The organism is Granulicella arctica, assembly GCF_025685605.1.
In the GTDB taxonomy this organism is placed as follows: Bacteria; Acidobacteriota; Terriglobia; order Terriglobales; family Acidobacteriaceae; genus Edaphobacter; species Edaphobacter arcticus.
The window spans coordinates 4,500,709-4,516,202 of record NZ_JAGTUT010000001.1; the positions used below are offsets into that span (position 1 = coordinate 4,500,709).

Below are 15,494 nucleotides of genomic sequence, written 5' to 3' on the forward strand. Positions count from 1 at the left end.
TTGGTTTTAGGTCCGTGTCCTCCCGTACTGATCGGTTTTACGGTTTTGCTTAGGGGATGGTCAGGTTGAGGGTTACGTTCCGGGTGAGGGGCGTGCCTGCGGTGGAGCTTGCGGTGACGCTGTATTGATAGGTGCCCGAGGGGGAGATGTGGAGGTTGGGGTCTCCGCCGCTGCCGCAGCCTGTGGCGACAAGCATCATGGTGCTGAAGAGGAGTGCGAGGAAGAATGAGGCTGGGTGGCCAGCCAGGCGGAGGCGCTTGCGCATTCCCCAGAAGAAGAGCGCGGCGGGAATGAGGATGCAGAAGGTGGTGGCCTCGCGGGCCTCGTGGAGTGGCGAGGTCCGAAGTCTGGATGAGGTGACGGTGTTGATGGTCACGAAGGCGGACTGCGCGGTGCCGCTGAGGGTGACGCTCGAGGGCAGCATGGAGCAGACGGCTCCGGGGGCGGCGGTGACGGCGTTGCAGGTGAGGACGACGGTGCCGGTGTAGCCGTTGAGCGGGGTGACGGCGAGGGTGTAGGTCGCGGGTCGCGTCTGGTCGACCGTGATGCTGGCGGAGGAGGTACCGTTGACGGTAAGGCTGAATGAGGCGGTGCTGGGGGTGATGGTGGTGATGCCTATGCCGGTGAGGGCTATGGCGTTTGGCGAGGTGGGATCGGAGCTGCTGATGGTGAGGGTTCCGGCGCGGGTGCCTGTGGCGGTGGGTGTGAAGGCGAGGGTAACAGAGCAGCTTGCGCCTGCGGAGAGGGTGGTGAAGGAGCAAGGGGCGGTGACGGCGTAGTCGCCCGTAGTGGCGAAGTGGATGCCGGTGATGGAGGCTGTACCGGTGTTGGCGAGGGTGAGCGAGAGGCTGGCGGTGGTGTTAACGAGGGTGCTGGCGAAGGCGAGAGTTCCGGGGTTGATCTGGAGGCGCGACTGGACGCCTACGCCGGTAAGGGTGGCGATGAGGGGCGTGGCGGAGACGTTGCTTGGGAGGCTTAGGGTGCCGGGGCGGATGCCGGTGGTGGTTGGGGTGAAGGTGACGGCGATGGTGCAGCTTGCGTTGGGGGCGAGGGCTGAGCCGGTGGCGGGGCAGGTGTTGGTGGCTGCGTAGTCGCCTGTGGTGGTGATGCCGTTGAAGGTGGCGGCCGTGGTGCCAGCATTGGTGATGAGGATGGGCAGCGTAGCGGAAACGCCGACGAGGGAGGTGCCGAAGTTGAGTGCGCCGGGCTGGAAGACGAGGGTGGAGGGGCTGGCGGTGCCGAGAAGGCTGAGGTATTCAAGCGAGGTACTGGAGTCGGAGGTGATCTCGACGGCGCCGATGCGCGTGCCTGCGGGTTGGGCGGAGATCTGCGGGGCAAAGGTGATGGTGAGGAGACAGCTTGCGCCGGGGACGAGGGTGGCGCAGGGGCCGGTGGCGGTGAAGCCCGGGGTGGTGGTGAGACCGGCGATGTGAAGGACGGTGTTCCCAGTGTTGGCGAGGGTGACGAATTGCGGGGCGGAGGTGAAGCCGATCGGCGTGGTGGCGAAGGTGAGGGAGTTCTGCGAGGCGGTGAAGGCTACGAGGGGGGCGGCGTTTGCGGGCGCGGTGACGGCGGATGGGGCGGCGGTGCCGGTGAGGTCGATGAGGTCGGGGCCGGAGACGGCGTCACTTTCGATGGTGAGGAGACCGCTGTCGGTGGTGGCGGTGGGTGATGCAGTGCCGCTGGCGACCTGATTGAGCGGCGTGTAGGCGAGGGTGACGGTGCAGCTCTGGCCGATGGTGAGGTTGGTGCCGCAGGTGGTGGTGGAGAGGAAGGGCCACTGGCTGGTGACGCGGCGGATGGTGATGGTACTGGCGGTGGTCGACGCGGCGGGGCTGGAGGTGTTGGTGAGGGTAAGGACCTGCAGGGCAGACTGGCCTGAGGGGACCTGGCCGAAGTTGATGAGGCGGCCGGGGGAGAGATTGCCCGTGATGGTGAGGGAGTTGGTGCCGGTGCCGTAGCCCTGAACGATGCCGAGGCCGTTGATGGTGGCTGAGCCGTCAGTAGGGGTGGCCTGGGCGAAGAGGGTTCCGGTGATGGGGCCGTTGGTGAGTGGAAGGAAGGACACGGAGAAGTCGCAGCTAGCGTTGGGGGCGAGGCCGGCGCAGGGAGGGCCAGAGAGGACGAATTCTCGGGGCAAGGCTATGGCGAGGGCGAGGGACTTTGCAGTGAGATTGTTGATGGTGAACTGGCGGGTTCCGCCGAGGCCGTTGACGGTAGATGGGCCGAAGTTTGCGGTGTTGGGAAGGATCTGGAGGCCGGAGTTCTCGGTGGTGTAGGTGGCAGAGAGCGGCACGGCGTAGGTGGTGGTGAGTGGGCTGCCGCCGGAGGTTGTGGTGATGGGGACACGGAGGGTGTCGGTGAGGGTGGCGGTCGCCGGGGTGTAGGTGACGACGATGGTGCAGGTCGCGGCGGGCGCGAGGGTGCCGCAGAAGCTTATGGCGGTAAAGGCGGGAATGAGTGGGGTTGGGATGCCTACCTGGAGTGGGGTGCTGCTGGTGTTCGAGACGGTGATGGTCTGCTGGGTGGCCGTGCTGCCGGGAACGTTGTTGAAGACGAGGGTGGCGGGGTTGAAGGCAACGCCGGGGTCGGCCGAGGCAAAGCCGGTGAGCGAGGCAGTGACGGTGCCGACGCCGGTGGGGAGGGTGAGGGTGCCTGTTCGCTGGCCGGTGGTGGTGGGGGCGAAGAGGACCTGGACGAAGCAGGAGGCGTTGACGCCGAGGTTGCCGTTGCAGGGCGCGCCGCCGGTGGGCGCGGTGCTGAGGATGAAGTCCCCGGTGGCGGCGGGTGCCGAGACGCTTATGGGAACGCTGCCGGGAGTGGCGTTGGTGAGGGTGAAGAGGGTGGGAGCGCTCGAACTATGGACGGCGATGGTCCCGAAGTCCTGGCTGAGTGGGGTGAGGATCAGGCCCGAGAGGGCGACGCCGTTCCCGGTGAGATTGAGGAGGTAAGGATTGCCGGAGGTCGAGGAGGCGAGGGTGAGGGAACCGGTCTGCGGACCGTTGGCTGTGGGGGTGAACTGGATGCCCAGCCAGCAGTTGATGCAGCTTCCTGTGGTGGCGGGGAGGAAGCTCGAGGGAGGAAGCTGACCGTGTCCGTAGCCGATGTCTTCGACGAGTACGACCTGAAAGGTTGAACTGAACGTGGCTGCGGTGAAGGTTGTGAAAGGCTGCGTCACTTTGAACCACTGCACGGTGGGTTGGCCGAGAGGAACGTTGCCGAGGTCGAGTGTGCCGTTGTTTGCGGTGAGGATCGGGGTGCCGGTGCCGCTGAGCGAGACGTCCGTCGATGTGGTGTTGCTGCCCGCAGTTACGGAGAGGAGGCCGTTGCGGACCCCGGGCTGTGAGGGGGCGAGGGTGAGGACGGCGCTGCAGGATGCTCCGGCGGCAAGGGTGGCTGTGCAGCTTGTCTGGTCGGTGAAGTCGCCGGTGAGGGCGAGCGCGAGCGAGAAGGCTGCGGTGCCGGTGTTCTGGATGGTGACGGTCTGGGTGGAAGTGGAAACGCCGGTGACAACGACGGCGTTGGCGAAGGCGATCGCGCCTGGGGAGACGCTCAGGGTCGGGTTGGGGGTGCTTCCGTTGACGCCGGGCTGCGGGATGGTCTCGCCGGTGACGAGGAGGGGCAGACCGTCGACGGTGAGGGTCTGGGAGTCTGAGGAAGTTGTCGCGGTGGCCTGATAGCCGAACTGGAGCAGGCAGATGGTACGCGGTTCGAGTTGGGCGGGGCAGTGGTCAGTGACGCTGAAGGGGGAGCTTCCCGCGAGGCTGATGGTGGTGTGGGAGAGGGTGGTGGAGGAGTTGTTTGAGATGTAGAGGTGGCGCGGGGAGGTGAGGCCGCCGCTGAACTGGGTGCCGAAGTCGATCGTCGCCGAGGAGAGGCTGAGCGGTGCGGCCTGGGCGTAGCCGGTAAGGAGGACGTTGCCGGTGCCGACGATCCAGAAGGCCTGGGCGATGCCGTCTTTGGTGGGGTCGCTGGCGGCGGTGAAGCTGAGGGTGATCTGGCAGGTTGCGCCGGGTGCAAGCTGCTTCGAGGAGGTGAGGCCAGCCACGGTGCAGGTGCTGGAGGACTCGGCGAAGGTGTAGGGGGTAAAGCCGGGGCGGCTGCTGAGCGAGGAGGTAAAGATCTGGGTGGTTGGACCTAGATTGGTGACGGTGATAGTGCGGGTGAGGGGCTGGTCGGCGGCGGTCTGGATGCCGAAGTCGAGCTCCTTTGGCGAGAAGACGATGGTGCTGGTTGCGGCGGTGATTGCGCTTATGGCGGCGGTCTGGGGAACGGCGTTGCTGGCCTGGGCGGTGATGCTTCCTGGACCTGCGCCGGTGAGGAGGAGGTTGCATTCTCCGCCAGCCGGGAGGGTTGTTCCGCAGGTGCTGGCCACGGTGAAGTTCTGGGCGGTGACCTGAAGGGTTTCGGCTTCGGTTGAGCCTAGATTGCGGAGGACGATGCGAGGGGCGGCATCGGTCGAGAGGGCGAGTGCGGCCCCGGCGGTTGGCGTGATGCGGGCGAGGTAGGCGGCTGATCCTGCGCAGAGACTGCCGTCGCAGGAGCCGGGGGTGAGGACGGCATCGTGGATGCTGGACAGGAGTGCATTCGTGGGGGCGTTGTTGATGGGGAGGTCGAAGGTCTCCGTGGCGAGGAGCTCGCCGCTTGCTGTCGGAGCGGCGCCACCGGCAAAGATGGCTGCTCCGGTGGTGTCGACTGCGAGTGAGGTGAGGGTGAGGGGCAGGCTGGCGAAGCCGGGATTCGCTGCGGCTAGTCCTCCGAAGCGTGCTGTTTGGTCGACGAGGGTGGCGGCCTGGGTGCCGGAGACGCGCACGGCGAATCCTGTGCCGATGCCGCTGAGTGGGGTGAGCGGGAGCAGTGGGACGGAGAGATTGCCGTCTATCCAGACCTTTCCAGAAGCGGTGGCGAGCGAGGATTGCGTGCCGGGTGCGATGACGGTCGACGAGATGACGGCGCTGCCGTCGAGCGGCATGCGGAGGAGGACTTGATAGGGCAGGTTGGCGAGCGGTGTGGGGGCGTTAAGGATGGGGAACTGGCCGAGGGCTACAGTTCCAGAGAGCAGGAGGTTGCTGGTTGCGGCGTCGATGGCGACGGAGCTGATGCCTGCACCGGGAATGAAGGTAGAGAAGGTGATGCCATCGCCTGCCGGGGTGAGTTTGATGAGGAAGCCGGAGGTCGGCGCGAGGGCTCTTGGGATGAGGGCGGCGATGGTGGGAAAGCCCGGCGCGGTGGTGAAGCCTGCGATGTAGGCGTTGTCGGTGCTATCGGCGGCGATGGCTGCTGGGGTGGTGTCGCCGGTGGCTCCGCTGAGATAGGTGGCGTAGAGGAGACGGCTGCCGTTCGCGGAGAACTTCTCGACGAAGCCGTTCTGTGTGCTGCCAAAGGCGGGGGCCTGGATGATGCCGGAGGGCGTGACGGGCAGGGTGCTGCCGTAGGTGAGGCCGGTGATGAAGACGGCATCGGCGGTGGCGGCGATGGCTGCGGCAGCGGTTCGGCCTGAGCCACAGTAGGTGGCGAATTCGAGGTTGAGGCTGGAGTCGTACTTGGCTACGAAGGAGTTGACGGAGGTGTCGGCCGGGTTGCGGAAGGCCGCTCCAGCGGTAGCGGTGAGGGCGCCGGAGGTGGTGGTTCCGGTGATGTAGACATTGCCGGAGGGGTCGAGGGCCATGGCGAGGCCTGTGTCACCTGGAGCGCCGAGCAGCGCCTGCGCGAGGATGGTGGTCGCGGTGGCGTTGGTCTTGAGGAGGCGAACGCCGTCCTTCTGGTCGAGCAGGAGGTAGAGGTTGCCTGCGCTATCGGCGGCTACGGCGTTGAACTGGCCCTGCTGCTGGACGGCGCGGAGACCGGCGAAGGTGATCTGCTGGGGGCCTGTAGTTTGCGCGCGGATGGTCGGAGCAAAGGAGAGCAGGAGAACGGCGGCGAGCGCTGCGAGGGGCCGGGATACTTTTATCATGGTTTGTGGCCGCGGTGACTGCACAGGTTGCGGCCTGACCTTCAATATCCATGAGATTGCTGACGCTATGTTGTCTTGATTTGAAAAAGGGTGACGAGCAGTACTATATGTCCCAAATTGGGAATTACAACGCTTTAGTTTTGTCGAGCGCGTCGTGAGCGGGATCATGCGGCCTCGGGTGCAGCAGGGGTCCGAAGCCCCGCGCATACATCTCATCGGCAAACTGGGCGTGATCACGATATTGAATGGTCTTCATGCCGAACTCCTGGGCGGCGGCGATGTTGTCGGCGCGGTCATCGACGAAGAGGATGCGGTCAGGGGCGGTGGCGAGGCCTTCTGTGGCGTGCTGATAGATGGCGCGCTCGGGCTTGGCGATCTGGAGGGCGTGGGACCAGGTGCAGTGGTAGAAGCCGCTGAGCCAGTCGAACTTCTTGAGGAGACCAGCGGCCATGGCATCGCCGAGGTTCGAGAGGATGCCGGTGCGGATGCCGGCCTGCTGGAGGGCGCGGGCCCACTCAACCATGGGGTAGTTGAGGTCGGTCCAGAGGTCGGTGTCTGTGGCGACGAGGTCGGCGATTTGCTCGGGCGTAAACGTGAGGCCGTTACCGGCGGCGACCAACTCCCAATAGGCGTAGGCGATGTGGGTGCCGCGGTCGTACTCGTGGCGATGGGCCCAGTATTCGCGGTGGAGTGACTCCTCATCGAGGCCGGTGATGGTGCGCATGCGGGCCCAGGCCTTGGCGTTCGGAGGGCCGGAGAGGACGAGGCCATAGTCAAAGAGGACGGCGTCGATGGGCGTGGTGATCTCTAAGGAGGTTTCGATGGTGTTGGACATGGCATGTTGATTGTAAGGGAGCGATAGCATGGAGGGGTGACGGATCGGTTTTCAGCGCGGACGAGTTGGGATACGGGGGAGAGTTTGCTGTCGGCGGCGGTGCGCGCGGCGCGTGAGGCTGGTCGGACGCTGATCGATCTGACGGTGTCGAACCCTACGGTGTGTGGGTTTCGCTACGATGAGGCAGCGATCCTCGGTGCGCTGAGGGCGGGTGAGGGGATGCGGTACGACCCTGATCCGCGGGGGATGCGGTCGGCGCGGGAGGCGGTGGCGGGGTACTACGCGGACCATGGGGCGGATGTGGATCCGGATGCGCTGGTGCTGACGACAAGCACGAGTGAAGGGTACGGGTATCTGTTTCGCTTGCTTTGCGATGCGGGGGACGAGGTACTGGTGGCGCAGCCGGGGTATCCGCTGTTCGACTTTCTGGCAGACCTTGAGGATGTGCGACTGCGGACGTATCCGCTGTTTTATGACTACGGGTGGTGGATCGACTTTGCGGAGCTGGAGCAGAGAATCGGGCCGCGAACGAAGGCGATCCTGGTGGTTCACCCGAACAATCCAACAGGGCACTGGACGGCGCGGATGGAGCGCGAGCGGCTTCGGGAGATCTGCGCGCGGCATGGGTTGGCGCTGATTGTGGATGAGGTATTTCTGGATTATCCGCTGGTGGAGTCGGCTGAGGCGGTGAGCTTTGCTGCGGAGGCTAGTCCGGTGCTGACGTTTGTGCTGAGCGGCATGAGCAAGATCGCCGGACTGCCGCAGATGAAGGTGGGGTGGCTACTGACGCTTGGGCCGGACGGGTCGAGGCGGGAGGCGCTGGCTCGGCTGGAGGTGATTGCGGATACGTTCCTGTCGATGAACGCGCCGGTGCAGTTGGCGCTGCCGCACTGGCTGGATGGACGGTGCGGGATCCAGGAGCAGATTTTAGGGCGGGTTCGGGGAAATCTGGCTGCAGTTGAGGGGTGTGGAATGCAGGTGCTCCAGACGGAGGCTGGGTGGAGCGCGGTGCTGCGGCTGGGCGGAACGGCGGAAGGATTTGTGAACGGCGTGGGTGTGGTGGTGCATCCGGGGGCGTTTTACGGGCTGGCGGGGGAGAACCGGAAGGTGGTCAGCCTGCTGACGCCTGAAGTGATCTTCAGAGCAGGAATGGAGCAGTTAGTCGATGCTACTTTCGTTAGTAGCTAGATTGGTTCGCTTTATCTGTAGGTTTCAGTTATAGGCATAGGAGGTTCATTCTAATAATCTTGAAGAAATGGGTTTGTCTCGCGTTCGACGCCAATGAAGGTGTTGCCGCCGTGACCGGGGACTACTTTAGTACTTTCGGGAAGGGTGATGAGGCGGCTCTGGATGGAGTCGATGAGGGTCTTGGTGTCGCCTCCGGGGAGGTCGGTGCGGCCTACGCTTCCGGCGAAAAGGGTGTCTCCGGCCAAGAGGAGGTTTTCGCCGGGGATGTGGAGGCAGACGCTACCCTCGGTGTGGCCGGGGGTGTGGATGATGGTGCCGCTGATGCCCGTGACGGCAATCGTCTGGCCATCGGCGAGGTGGCCGTCGGGTAGAGCTACTTCAGGTGTGGCGATGCCGAGCCAACCGGCTTGTTCGTCCATCATGCGGACGAGAGGGATGTCGCGCTCGTTGTAGAGGATGGGCGCGCCGGTAAGGCGCTTGAGGTGCTGGGCTCCGGCGATGTGGTCGATGTGTGCGTGGGTGATGATGATCTGCTTGACGGTGAGCTTGTGACGGGCGAGGACGGCGAGGATGCGGGGGATGTCGTCGCCGGGGTCAATGACCATGGCTTCGCGGGAGGTCTCATCGCCGAGGATGGAGCAGTTGCACTGGAGGGGGCCGACGCGGAGAATCTCGTGGATCATGAGTCTAGTTTAGAGCCCATGATGCAGAAAGCGCAGACCCTTAGGCCTGCGCTTTCGAAGTTGCTGAGGCTGCTTACTTCTTTGGGGTTGTCTGGGACGAGGGCGTGCCGGAGAGTACGGAGTGGTCACCGGAGGCGCGAGAGAGCAGGATGGTGAGCGCGATCGAGATGAGCATGAAGAGAACGGCCGCATAGGCAGTCAGCTTGGTAAGCAGGTTGGCCGCGCCGCGAGGACCGAAGGCGGTCTGCGAACCCTGTCCGCCGAAGGCTCCGGCTAGGTCGGCCGACTTGCCCTGCTGAAGCAGGACGACACCAATGAGGAAGAGGCAGACGATCACATGGATGACAACGAGCAGATAGATCATCGGGTTGTTTCTAAACCTTCTTGCGGCAAAATGTTGGCTTGATGTGGAGGAGTTGAACCCCAAGGCGTACGGCCACAGCACCTCAGTCCGTCTATAAGTGTACCACCGGGGTGGGACGGCTTATAGACGAACCTGCGAGCGCATCGGCTGCCCTACTCGCGGGTGAGGGTGCCGTTGACCAGGCGCATGATGGCGGTGGGGTTGGACTGTTGGAGCTCAGCGGGGAGTGCGGCGTTGGGGAAGTCCTGGTAGCAGACGGGGCGGGTAAAGCGGAAGATGGCCTGGGTGCCGACGGAGGTGGAGCGGCCGTCGGAGGTGGCAGGGAACGGACCGCCGTGGACCATGGAGTGGCAGACTTCGACGCCCGTTGGATAGCCGTTGAAGAGGATGCGGCCTACCTTGGTTTCGAGGACGCGGATGAGGTCGTGGGCGTTGGCGATGTCAGCTTCGGTGCCGTGGATGGTGGCGGTGAGATGGCCCTGTAACTTTTTGGCGGCGTTGAGGAGGTCGGACTCGGCTCCATAGTGGACGAGGAGGGTGGTGGGTCCGAAGACCTCTTCGCCCAGCTCGGGGTTGGCGAGGAAGTCGGTGAGGGTTACGGCGAAGACGAGCGCGGAGCCCGTGGCGATGCCGGGTTGTGCGGGCGTGTGGATTCCAGCGACGAGCTGGGCCTGGCCCTCGGCGAGACGTTGCTGGACGGCCTTGTTGTACTTGGTGGCGATGCCCTCGGTGAGCATTCCGTTCTGTCCGAGCGTGGAGACGCCCGTCTGGAGGGCTTCGGTGAAGGCGGCGCTATCGGCCTCGGGGATGAAGACGACGCCGGGCTTGGTGCAGAACTGGCCGGAGCCGAGGGTGAACGATCCCTGCAGGCCTTGTGCGAGTTGCGCGCTGCGTTCGCGCATGGCGTTGGGCAGGATGAAGAGGGGATTAGTGCTGCCCATCTCGGCGTAGCAGGGGATTGGTTCGGGGCGACCAGCGGCGAGGCGCATGAGGGCCTGACCGGCGGGGGCGGAGCCGGTGAAGGCTACGGCCTTAATGGTGGGGTGCTGAACGAGGGCTACGCCGATCTCGATGCCGCTGTCGAAGAGCAGGGAGAAGACTCCTGCGGGCAGGCCAGCGTTCGCGACGGCCTGACGGATGATGAGGCCGACGAGTTCGCTGGTTCCGGGATGGGCGGGGTGTGCCTTGACGATGACGGGATTGCCCGCGGCGAGGGCAGAGGCCGTGTCTCCACCGGCGACCGAGAAGGCGAGGGGGAAGTTGCTGGCACCGAAGACGGCAACCGGGCCGAGTGGGCGGAGCATGGAGCGGAGGTCGGCGCGAGGAAGTGGCTTGCGGTCGGGCAGGGCGAGGTCGATGCGGGCGTCGACCCATGAGCCTTCGTCGAGGAGATCGGCGAAGAGCTTGAGCTGGCCTGTGGTGCGGCCTAACTCTCCTGTCAACCGGGGCAGGGGCAAGCCGGACTCCTGGTTGGCTCGGGCGATGATGGCTTCGCCTTGTGCGGTGAGGCCGTCGGCGATGCTGCGGAGGAAGGCGGCGCGCTGTTTGCCGGTGAGGGCGGCGTAGGCGGGCGCGGCTGTGGCGGCGAGTGCAGCGGCCTGATCGACATCAGCCGTGGTCGCGGAATGGAATGCCGGTTCGAGCTTCGCGCCCGTGGCAGGGTTGATGCCGTAGAACTCTTTGCCGGTAGAGGCTGGGTGGTGTGTGCCGATGAGCGAGAGACCGGCGAGCTTCAGTTCCTGCGTTTCCATCTGATACCCCTTGTGTCGATTGGTACTACCTTACACATTTTGGCCGATGAGGTTTGTCAGGGCGATCATGTCGCCACCACTAAGAATGTAATCGTTGCGATCCCATGCGAGGCCGATGCCGTTGCCGGGCGTTTTACTTACCCTGAGGCGCGTCATTGTGGGCTCGCCGAGACCGACGATCTGGCCTTCGGCCGAGGTGAACTCCATCACGATGGTGCGGAGGGGCGGCCTTCCGGCCTGGCGACGCTTACCATTTTCGAGGTGGACCATGCGGACCTCTTTCATGCACCAGTCGCTGGCTTTGTACTCGGGGGTGTAGGCGATGAGCATGACGGAGGCGGTCTGCATGGCATTTTTGTAAAGCGCCTCCCAATCGCTTCGCCGTGCTCCGATGGGGAAGGCCTTTGTCTCGGAGCGCATGTGGGGGCGCATGTCGGGTGCGATATCGAGGGTGACCTTTGGCTTGTTGTGAATGGGAGCGGGAACGGGAACAAGACGAGCTACGTGGAAGTCGACATAGACGGAATCGGGGTAGCCCAGCTGGTAGCGATTCATGAGTTGGTGGCGAAGCCATGTGGCAAATTCGTAACCATGATTGGCCATGGCGAAGCTCATAATGATCCTGGCTGACATGTCGGTCTCTCCCTGAAACTGGATTCTATCCGAGCTTGATTGCAGGTGCGTCAGTCGCCCTTGATCGTATCGGGCGACGGATGTTCCCTCAGTTTGATTAGTATGGGTTGACCTTACAGGTGAGGAAAAAGACATGACGGCGTATATCGGGGCTTTGGATCAGGGAACGACGAGTACGCGATTCATGGTGTTCGACCGGTTGGGGCGCGTGGTGTCGATGGCGCAGAAGGAGCATGAGCAGATCTATCCGCATCCGGGTTGGGTGGAGCACGATGCGCTTGAGATCTGGCGGCGGACGCTGGAAGTGATCGATGAGGCGTCGGATGCGCGAGGCTTGCGGCCGAAGGACTTTGCGGCGATTGGAATTACGAATCAGCGGGAGACGACCGTCGTCTGGAACAAGGAGACGGGGCTGCCGATCTATAACGCGCTGGTGTGGCAGGACACGCGGGTAGCCGATTATGTGACGCGACTTGCAGCGGATGGTGGCAAGGACCGGTTCCGCGCGAAGACAGGTTTGCCCCTGACTACGTACTTCAGCGGGCTGAAGATTCGGTGGCTGCTCGACAACGTCAAAGGTGCACGGGCTGATGCAGAGGCAGGCAAGCTGCTGTTCGGCAATATGGATGCGTACCTGATGTGGAACCTGACGGGCGGTGCGAACGGCGGCATCCACGTGACGGACGTGACGAATGCGAGTCGGACGCAGTTGATGGGTCTGGCAACGCTCGACTGGGATGAGGAGTTGCTGCGGGAGTTCGAGATACCCCGCGCGATGCTGCCGGAGATTCGATCTTCGAGCGAGGTCTATGGGGAGATGACGCGGACGCATCTTGCGGGGGTGCCGATTGCGGGAATCCTCGGGGATCAGCATGCAGCGCTGGTGGGACAGACATGCTTCAAAGCTGGCGAGGCAAAGAACACCTATGGAACCGGGTGCTTTCTGCTGCTGAATACGGGGGAGACGCCGGTGCAATCGCAACACGGATTGCTGACCACCGTCGGTTACAAATTCGGCAAGCAGCCTGCGGTGTTCGCGCTTGAGGGAAGCATCGCGATTACGGGTGCGCTGGTGCAGTGGATTCGGGACAACCTTGGCTTGATCAACAAGAGTGAAGAGATTGAGTTGCTGTCGAATACAGTGAAGGATAACGGCGGGGTTTATTTCGTTCCGGCGTTTAGCGGTCTCTATGCGCCGTATTGGAAGGACAGCGCGCGTGGGGTGATTACGGGGCTGACGCGGTATGCGAACAAGGGCCATATTGCGCGGGCGGCGCTTGAGGCGACGGCCTACCAGACGCGTGAGGTGGTGGAGGCGATGGAGGCTGATTCGGGTATCTCGCTTGAGCAGTTGCGGACGGATGGTGGGATGGTGGCGAACGATCTGTTGATGCAGTTTCAGGCGGATATTCTGGACCGGACGGTGGTACGGCCCCTGATCAAAGAGACGACGGCGCTTGGGGCGGCGTATGCTGCGGGGTTGGCGGTGGAGTTCTATAAGGATACGGATGATCTGATTGCGAACTGGTCGATCGATCGGACGTGGCGGCCGCAGATGGAGGATGCTCAACGGGATGAGCACTACCGGCAATGGAAGAAGGCGGTGACACGGTCGTTCGATTGGGTGGATTAGAGGCGTCAGCAAAAGCAATCGCAGGTCCTTCGACTGCGCTCAGGATGACAGTACCTGTTGATGGTTCACGGTGTAGGAAACGGTACGAGGAGTAGGAATGATTTCACCGTTCTTTGGCGAGTTTATGGGTACGTTGGTGGTGATCCTGCTGGGCGAAGGGGTGAACGCAGCGGTGACGTTGAAGCGGTCGAAGGCGGAGGGTGCGGGGTGGATGGTGATCGCCGCGGGGTGGGGATTTGCTGTTTTCTGCGGCGTGGTAACGGCGATTGCGTGCGGGAGCCCGGGTGCGCATCTGAACCCGGCGGTGACGATTGCGGTGGCGATCAAGACGGGGGATTTCTCGCATGTTGCTTCGTTTATCGTGGCGCAGTTTCTTGGGGCGTTTGTGGGAGCGGCGGTGATGTGGCTGTTCTATATGCCGCACTGGGAGTTGACGGAGGACAAGGCGGCGAAGCTTGGTATTTTCTGCACGTCGCCTGCGGTGCGCAGCCCGGTGTGGAACCTGTTCTCGGAGATCGTAGCGACGATGGTGCTGCTGCTGGTGATCGGGTCGATCGGGGCCAAGACATTTGCGCCGATGGGACCTGCTCCGGGGTTGGCACCCTACCTTGTGGGCATACTGGTGTGGTCGATCGGGCTGTCGCTCGGTGCGACTACGGGTTATGCGATCAATCCGGTGCGTGACTTTGGACCGCGACTGGCGCACTTCCTGTTGCCGGTTGCCGGCAAGGGTGGGTCGGACTGGGGCTATGCCTGGGTACCGATTGTGGGGCCGACGGTGGGCGCTGTCGTGATCGGGCTGTTCCTCAGGTACTCTGGCATTTGAGTGCTATACGCGGCATTGGCATCTCATAGATATGAGGACCTGTGGATGACCCGCGCTGAGATGTTCGCGTTGTTGGATGGCGAATTTGATGTACTGGTAATTGGTGGCGGGGCGACCGGCCTTGGCATCGCTGTGGATGCGGCGACGCGAGGCTACAGGATCGCGCTGGTGGAGGCGGGCGACTTCGCGCAGGCTACGTCGAGCCGTGCTACGAAGCTTGTGCACGGCGGCGTGCGGTACCTGGCTAGCGGGCAGATTCATCTTGTCTATGAGGCGCTGCATGAGCGCGCAGTGATGGTGCGGAATGCGCCACACCTGGTTCACCCACTGCCCTTCATCATTCCTGCAAATCATCTTTGGGAGTTGCCTTACTACGGCATGGGATTGACGCTATATGACTTTCTGTCTGGCAAGTCGACACTCGGGCCGACGAAGGTGCTAGGTAAAAAGGCGACACTGGGGCGCATCCCCGGGCTGGCGAGCAAGGGCTTGAGTGGTGGGATTTTGTATCACGATGGGCAGTTCAATGATGCCCGTCTGGCGCTGGCGCTGGCGCGGACGGCTGTCGACCATGACGCTGTGGTGGCGAACTATACGCGCTGTACGAGCCTGATCCATACAGATGGGAAGGCGACTGGCGCGGTCGTTCGGGACCTTGAGACAGGAGCTGAGACCACGGTGCGGGCGAAGGTCGTGATCAACGCTACGGGCATCTTTACGGATGAGGTGCGGCACCTTGATGAACCGGGGCTACCAGACCTGCTGACGGTGAGCCGTGGCACGCACATTGTGGTGCGGGCACAGATTCTCGGTGGCGATAACGCGATCATGGTGCCGAAGACGGATGACGGGCGCGTCATCTTCCTCATACCCTGGCAGGGGCGTGTTGTGATCGGGACGACTGACCTCCCGGCGAAGGAGTCCGTGATGGAGCCGGGGCATACGGCGGCGGAGATTGACTATCTGCTGGAGCTTGCGAATCTCTATCTTGATCGAAAGATTGGCAAGGCTGACATTCTGTCGGTGTTTTCTGGGCTGCGTCCGCTGGTAACGGGAAAGGGTTCGACTACTTCGAAGTTGTCGCGGGAGCACCACATCGATGCTTCTGCAAGCGGTCTGATCACGGTGGCCGGGGGGAAGTGGACGACGTATCGCCGGATGGCTGAGGACACGCTGAACTTCGCTATCAAGCAGGGTGCGCTGGATGCCCGGAAGTGTATTTCAGCAACGATTCGACTGCGTGGAGCAGTGGGCGTGCCTTCGGCGGATGATCGGTATCTGCGGGAGTATGGATCGGATGCTGCCGCCGTTGAGGCGCTGATTTCTAGTGAGCCTGCATTGGGGGCGCTGCTGGATGCGGAGCTGCCCTACACGTTCGCGCAGGTGGTGTACGGGGTCCGGGCGGAGATGGCGCGGACGGTTGAGGATGTGTTGTCGCGGCGAACAAGGGCGCTGCTGCTGGATGCAACGGCGGCGATGCGGGCTGCTCCGGCGGTGGCTACGTTGATGGCGCGTGAGTTGGGGTATGGGGTGGACTGGCAAAAGGCGCAGGTGACGGCGTTTCTTGCGCTCGCGAAGGCTGATTATCTGCTGGCGGATTGAAGCCTGAGGGATTCAATCCGCCTTGC

10 protein-coding genes are annotated in these 15,494 nt (G+C 63.3%); 4 read left to right on the plus strand and 6 right to left on the minus strand.

Annotated elements, in window-relative coordinates; translation table 11 throughout:
• Positions 1-49 precede the first annotated feature (49 nt).
• Both OHL20_RS19015 and OHL20_RS19020 read right to left on the minus strand, forming a co-directional pair.
• Positions 50-5,953, minus strand: coding sequence for a choice-of-anchor D domain-containing protein (locus tag OHL20_RS19015; RefSeq protein ID WP_263384733.1), 5,904 nt, complete (start codon positions 5,951-5,953; stop codon positions 50-52).
• Positions 5,954-6,077: 124 nt separating this feature from the next.
• On the minus strand, positions 6,078-6,788 hold the full coding sequence (locus OHL20_RS19020; protein ID WP_263384734.1) for an HAD family hydrolase: 711 nt from the start codon (positions 6,786-6,788) through the stop codon (positions 6,078-6,080).
• Positions 6,789-6,824: 36 nt separating this feature from the next.
• On the opposite strand from OHL20_RS19020, the gene OHL20_RS19025 reads away from it, so the two are divergent.
• Positions 6,825-7,976: a pyridoxal phosphate-dependent aminotransferase gene (locus tag OHL20_RS19025; RefSeq protein WP_263384735.1), complete on the plus strand. Its 1,152-nt coding sequence runs from the start codon at positions 6,825-6,827 to the stop codon at positions 7,974-7,976.
• 50 nt (positions 7,977-8,026) lie between these two features.
• On the opposite strand, the gene OHL20_RS19030 is transcribed toward OHL20_RS19025, so the two are convergent.
• From OHL20_RS19030 to OHL20_RS19045, 4 genes are all read right to left on the minus strand, one after another.
• A complete protein-coding gene (locus OHL20_RS19030; protein ID WP_263384736.1) occupies positions 8,027-8,659 on the minus strand; it encodes an MBL fold metallo-hydrolase in 633 nt (210 codons plus the stop codon).
• 73 nt (positions 8,660-8,732) lie between these two features.
• Positions 8,733-9,023 carry a preprotein translocase subunit SecG gene (gene secG, locus OHL20_RS19035; RefSeq protein WP_263384737.1) on the minus strand — a complete coding sequence of 97 codons (291 nt, stop codon included), beginning with the start codon at positions 9,021-9,023 and terminating at the stop codon, positions 8,733-8,735.
• A 152-nt stretch (positions 9,024-9,175) separates the two neighbouring features.
• Entirely contained in the window at positions 9,176-10,774 is a 1,599-nt protein-coding gene (locus tag OHL20_RS19040; RefSeq protein WP_263384738.1) for an aldehyde dehydrogenase (NADP(+)), read from the minus strand.
• A gap of 30 nt (positions 10,775-10,804) precedes the next feature.
• Positions 10,805-11,407, minus strand: coding sequence for a toll/interleukin-1 receptor domain-containing protein (locus OHL20_RS19045; RefSeq protein WP_263384739.1), 603 nt, complete (start codon positions 11,405-11,407; stop codon positions 10,805-10,807).
• A gap of 133 nt (positions 11,408-11,540) precedes the next feature.
• On the opposite strand from OHL20_RS19045, the gene glpK reads away from it, so the two are divergent.
• The 3 genes from glpK (at position 11,541) to OHL20_RS19060 (ending at position 15,468) form a co-directional block, all read left to right on the plus strand.
• On the plus strand, positions 11,541-13,040 hold the full coding sequence (gene glpK, locus OHL20_RS19050) for a glycerol kinase GlpK (RefSeq protein WP_263384740.1): 1,500 nt from the start codon (positions 11,541-11,543) through the stop codon (positions 13,038-13,040).
• 97 nt (positions 13,041-13,137) lie between these two features.
• Entirely contained in the window at positions 13,138-13,866 is a 729-nt protein-coding gene (locus OHL20_RS19055; protein WP_263384741.1) for an MIP/aquaporin family protein, read from the plus strand.
• 45 nt (positions 13,867-13,911) lie between these two features.
• Positions 13,912-15,468, plus strand: coding sequence for a glycerol-3-phosphate dehydrogenase/oxidase (locus OHL20_RS19060; RefSeq protein WP_263384742.1), 1,557 nt, complete (start codon positions 13,912-13,914; stop codon positions 15,466-15,468).
• Positions 15,469-15,494: the final 26 nt, after the last annotated feature.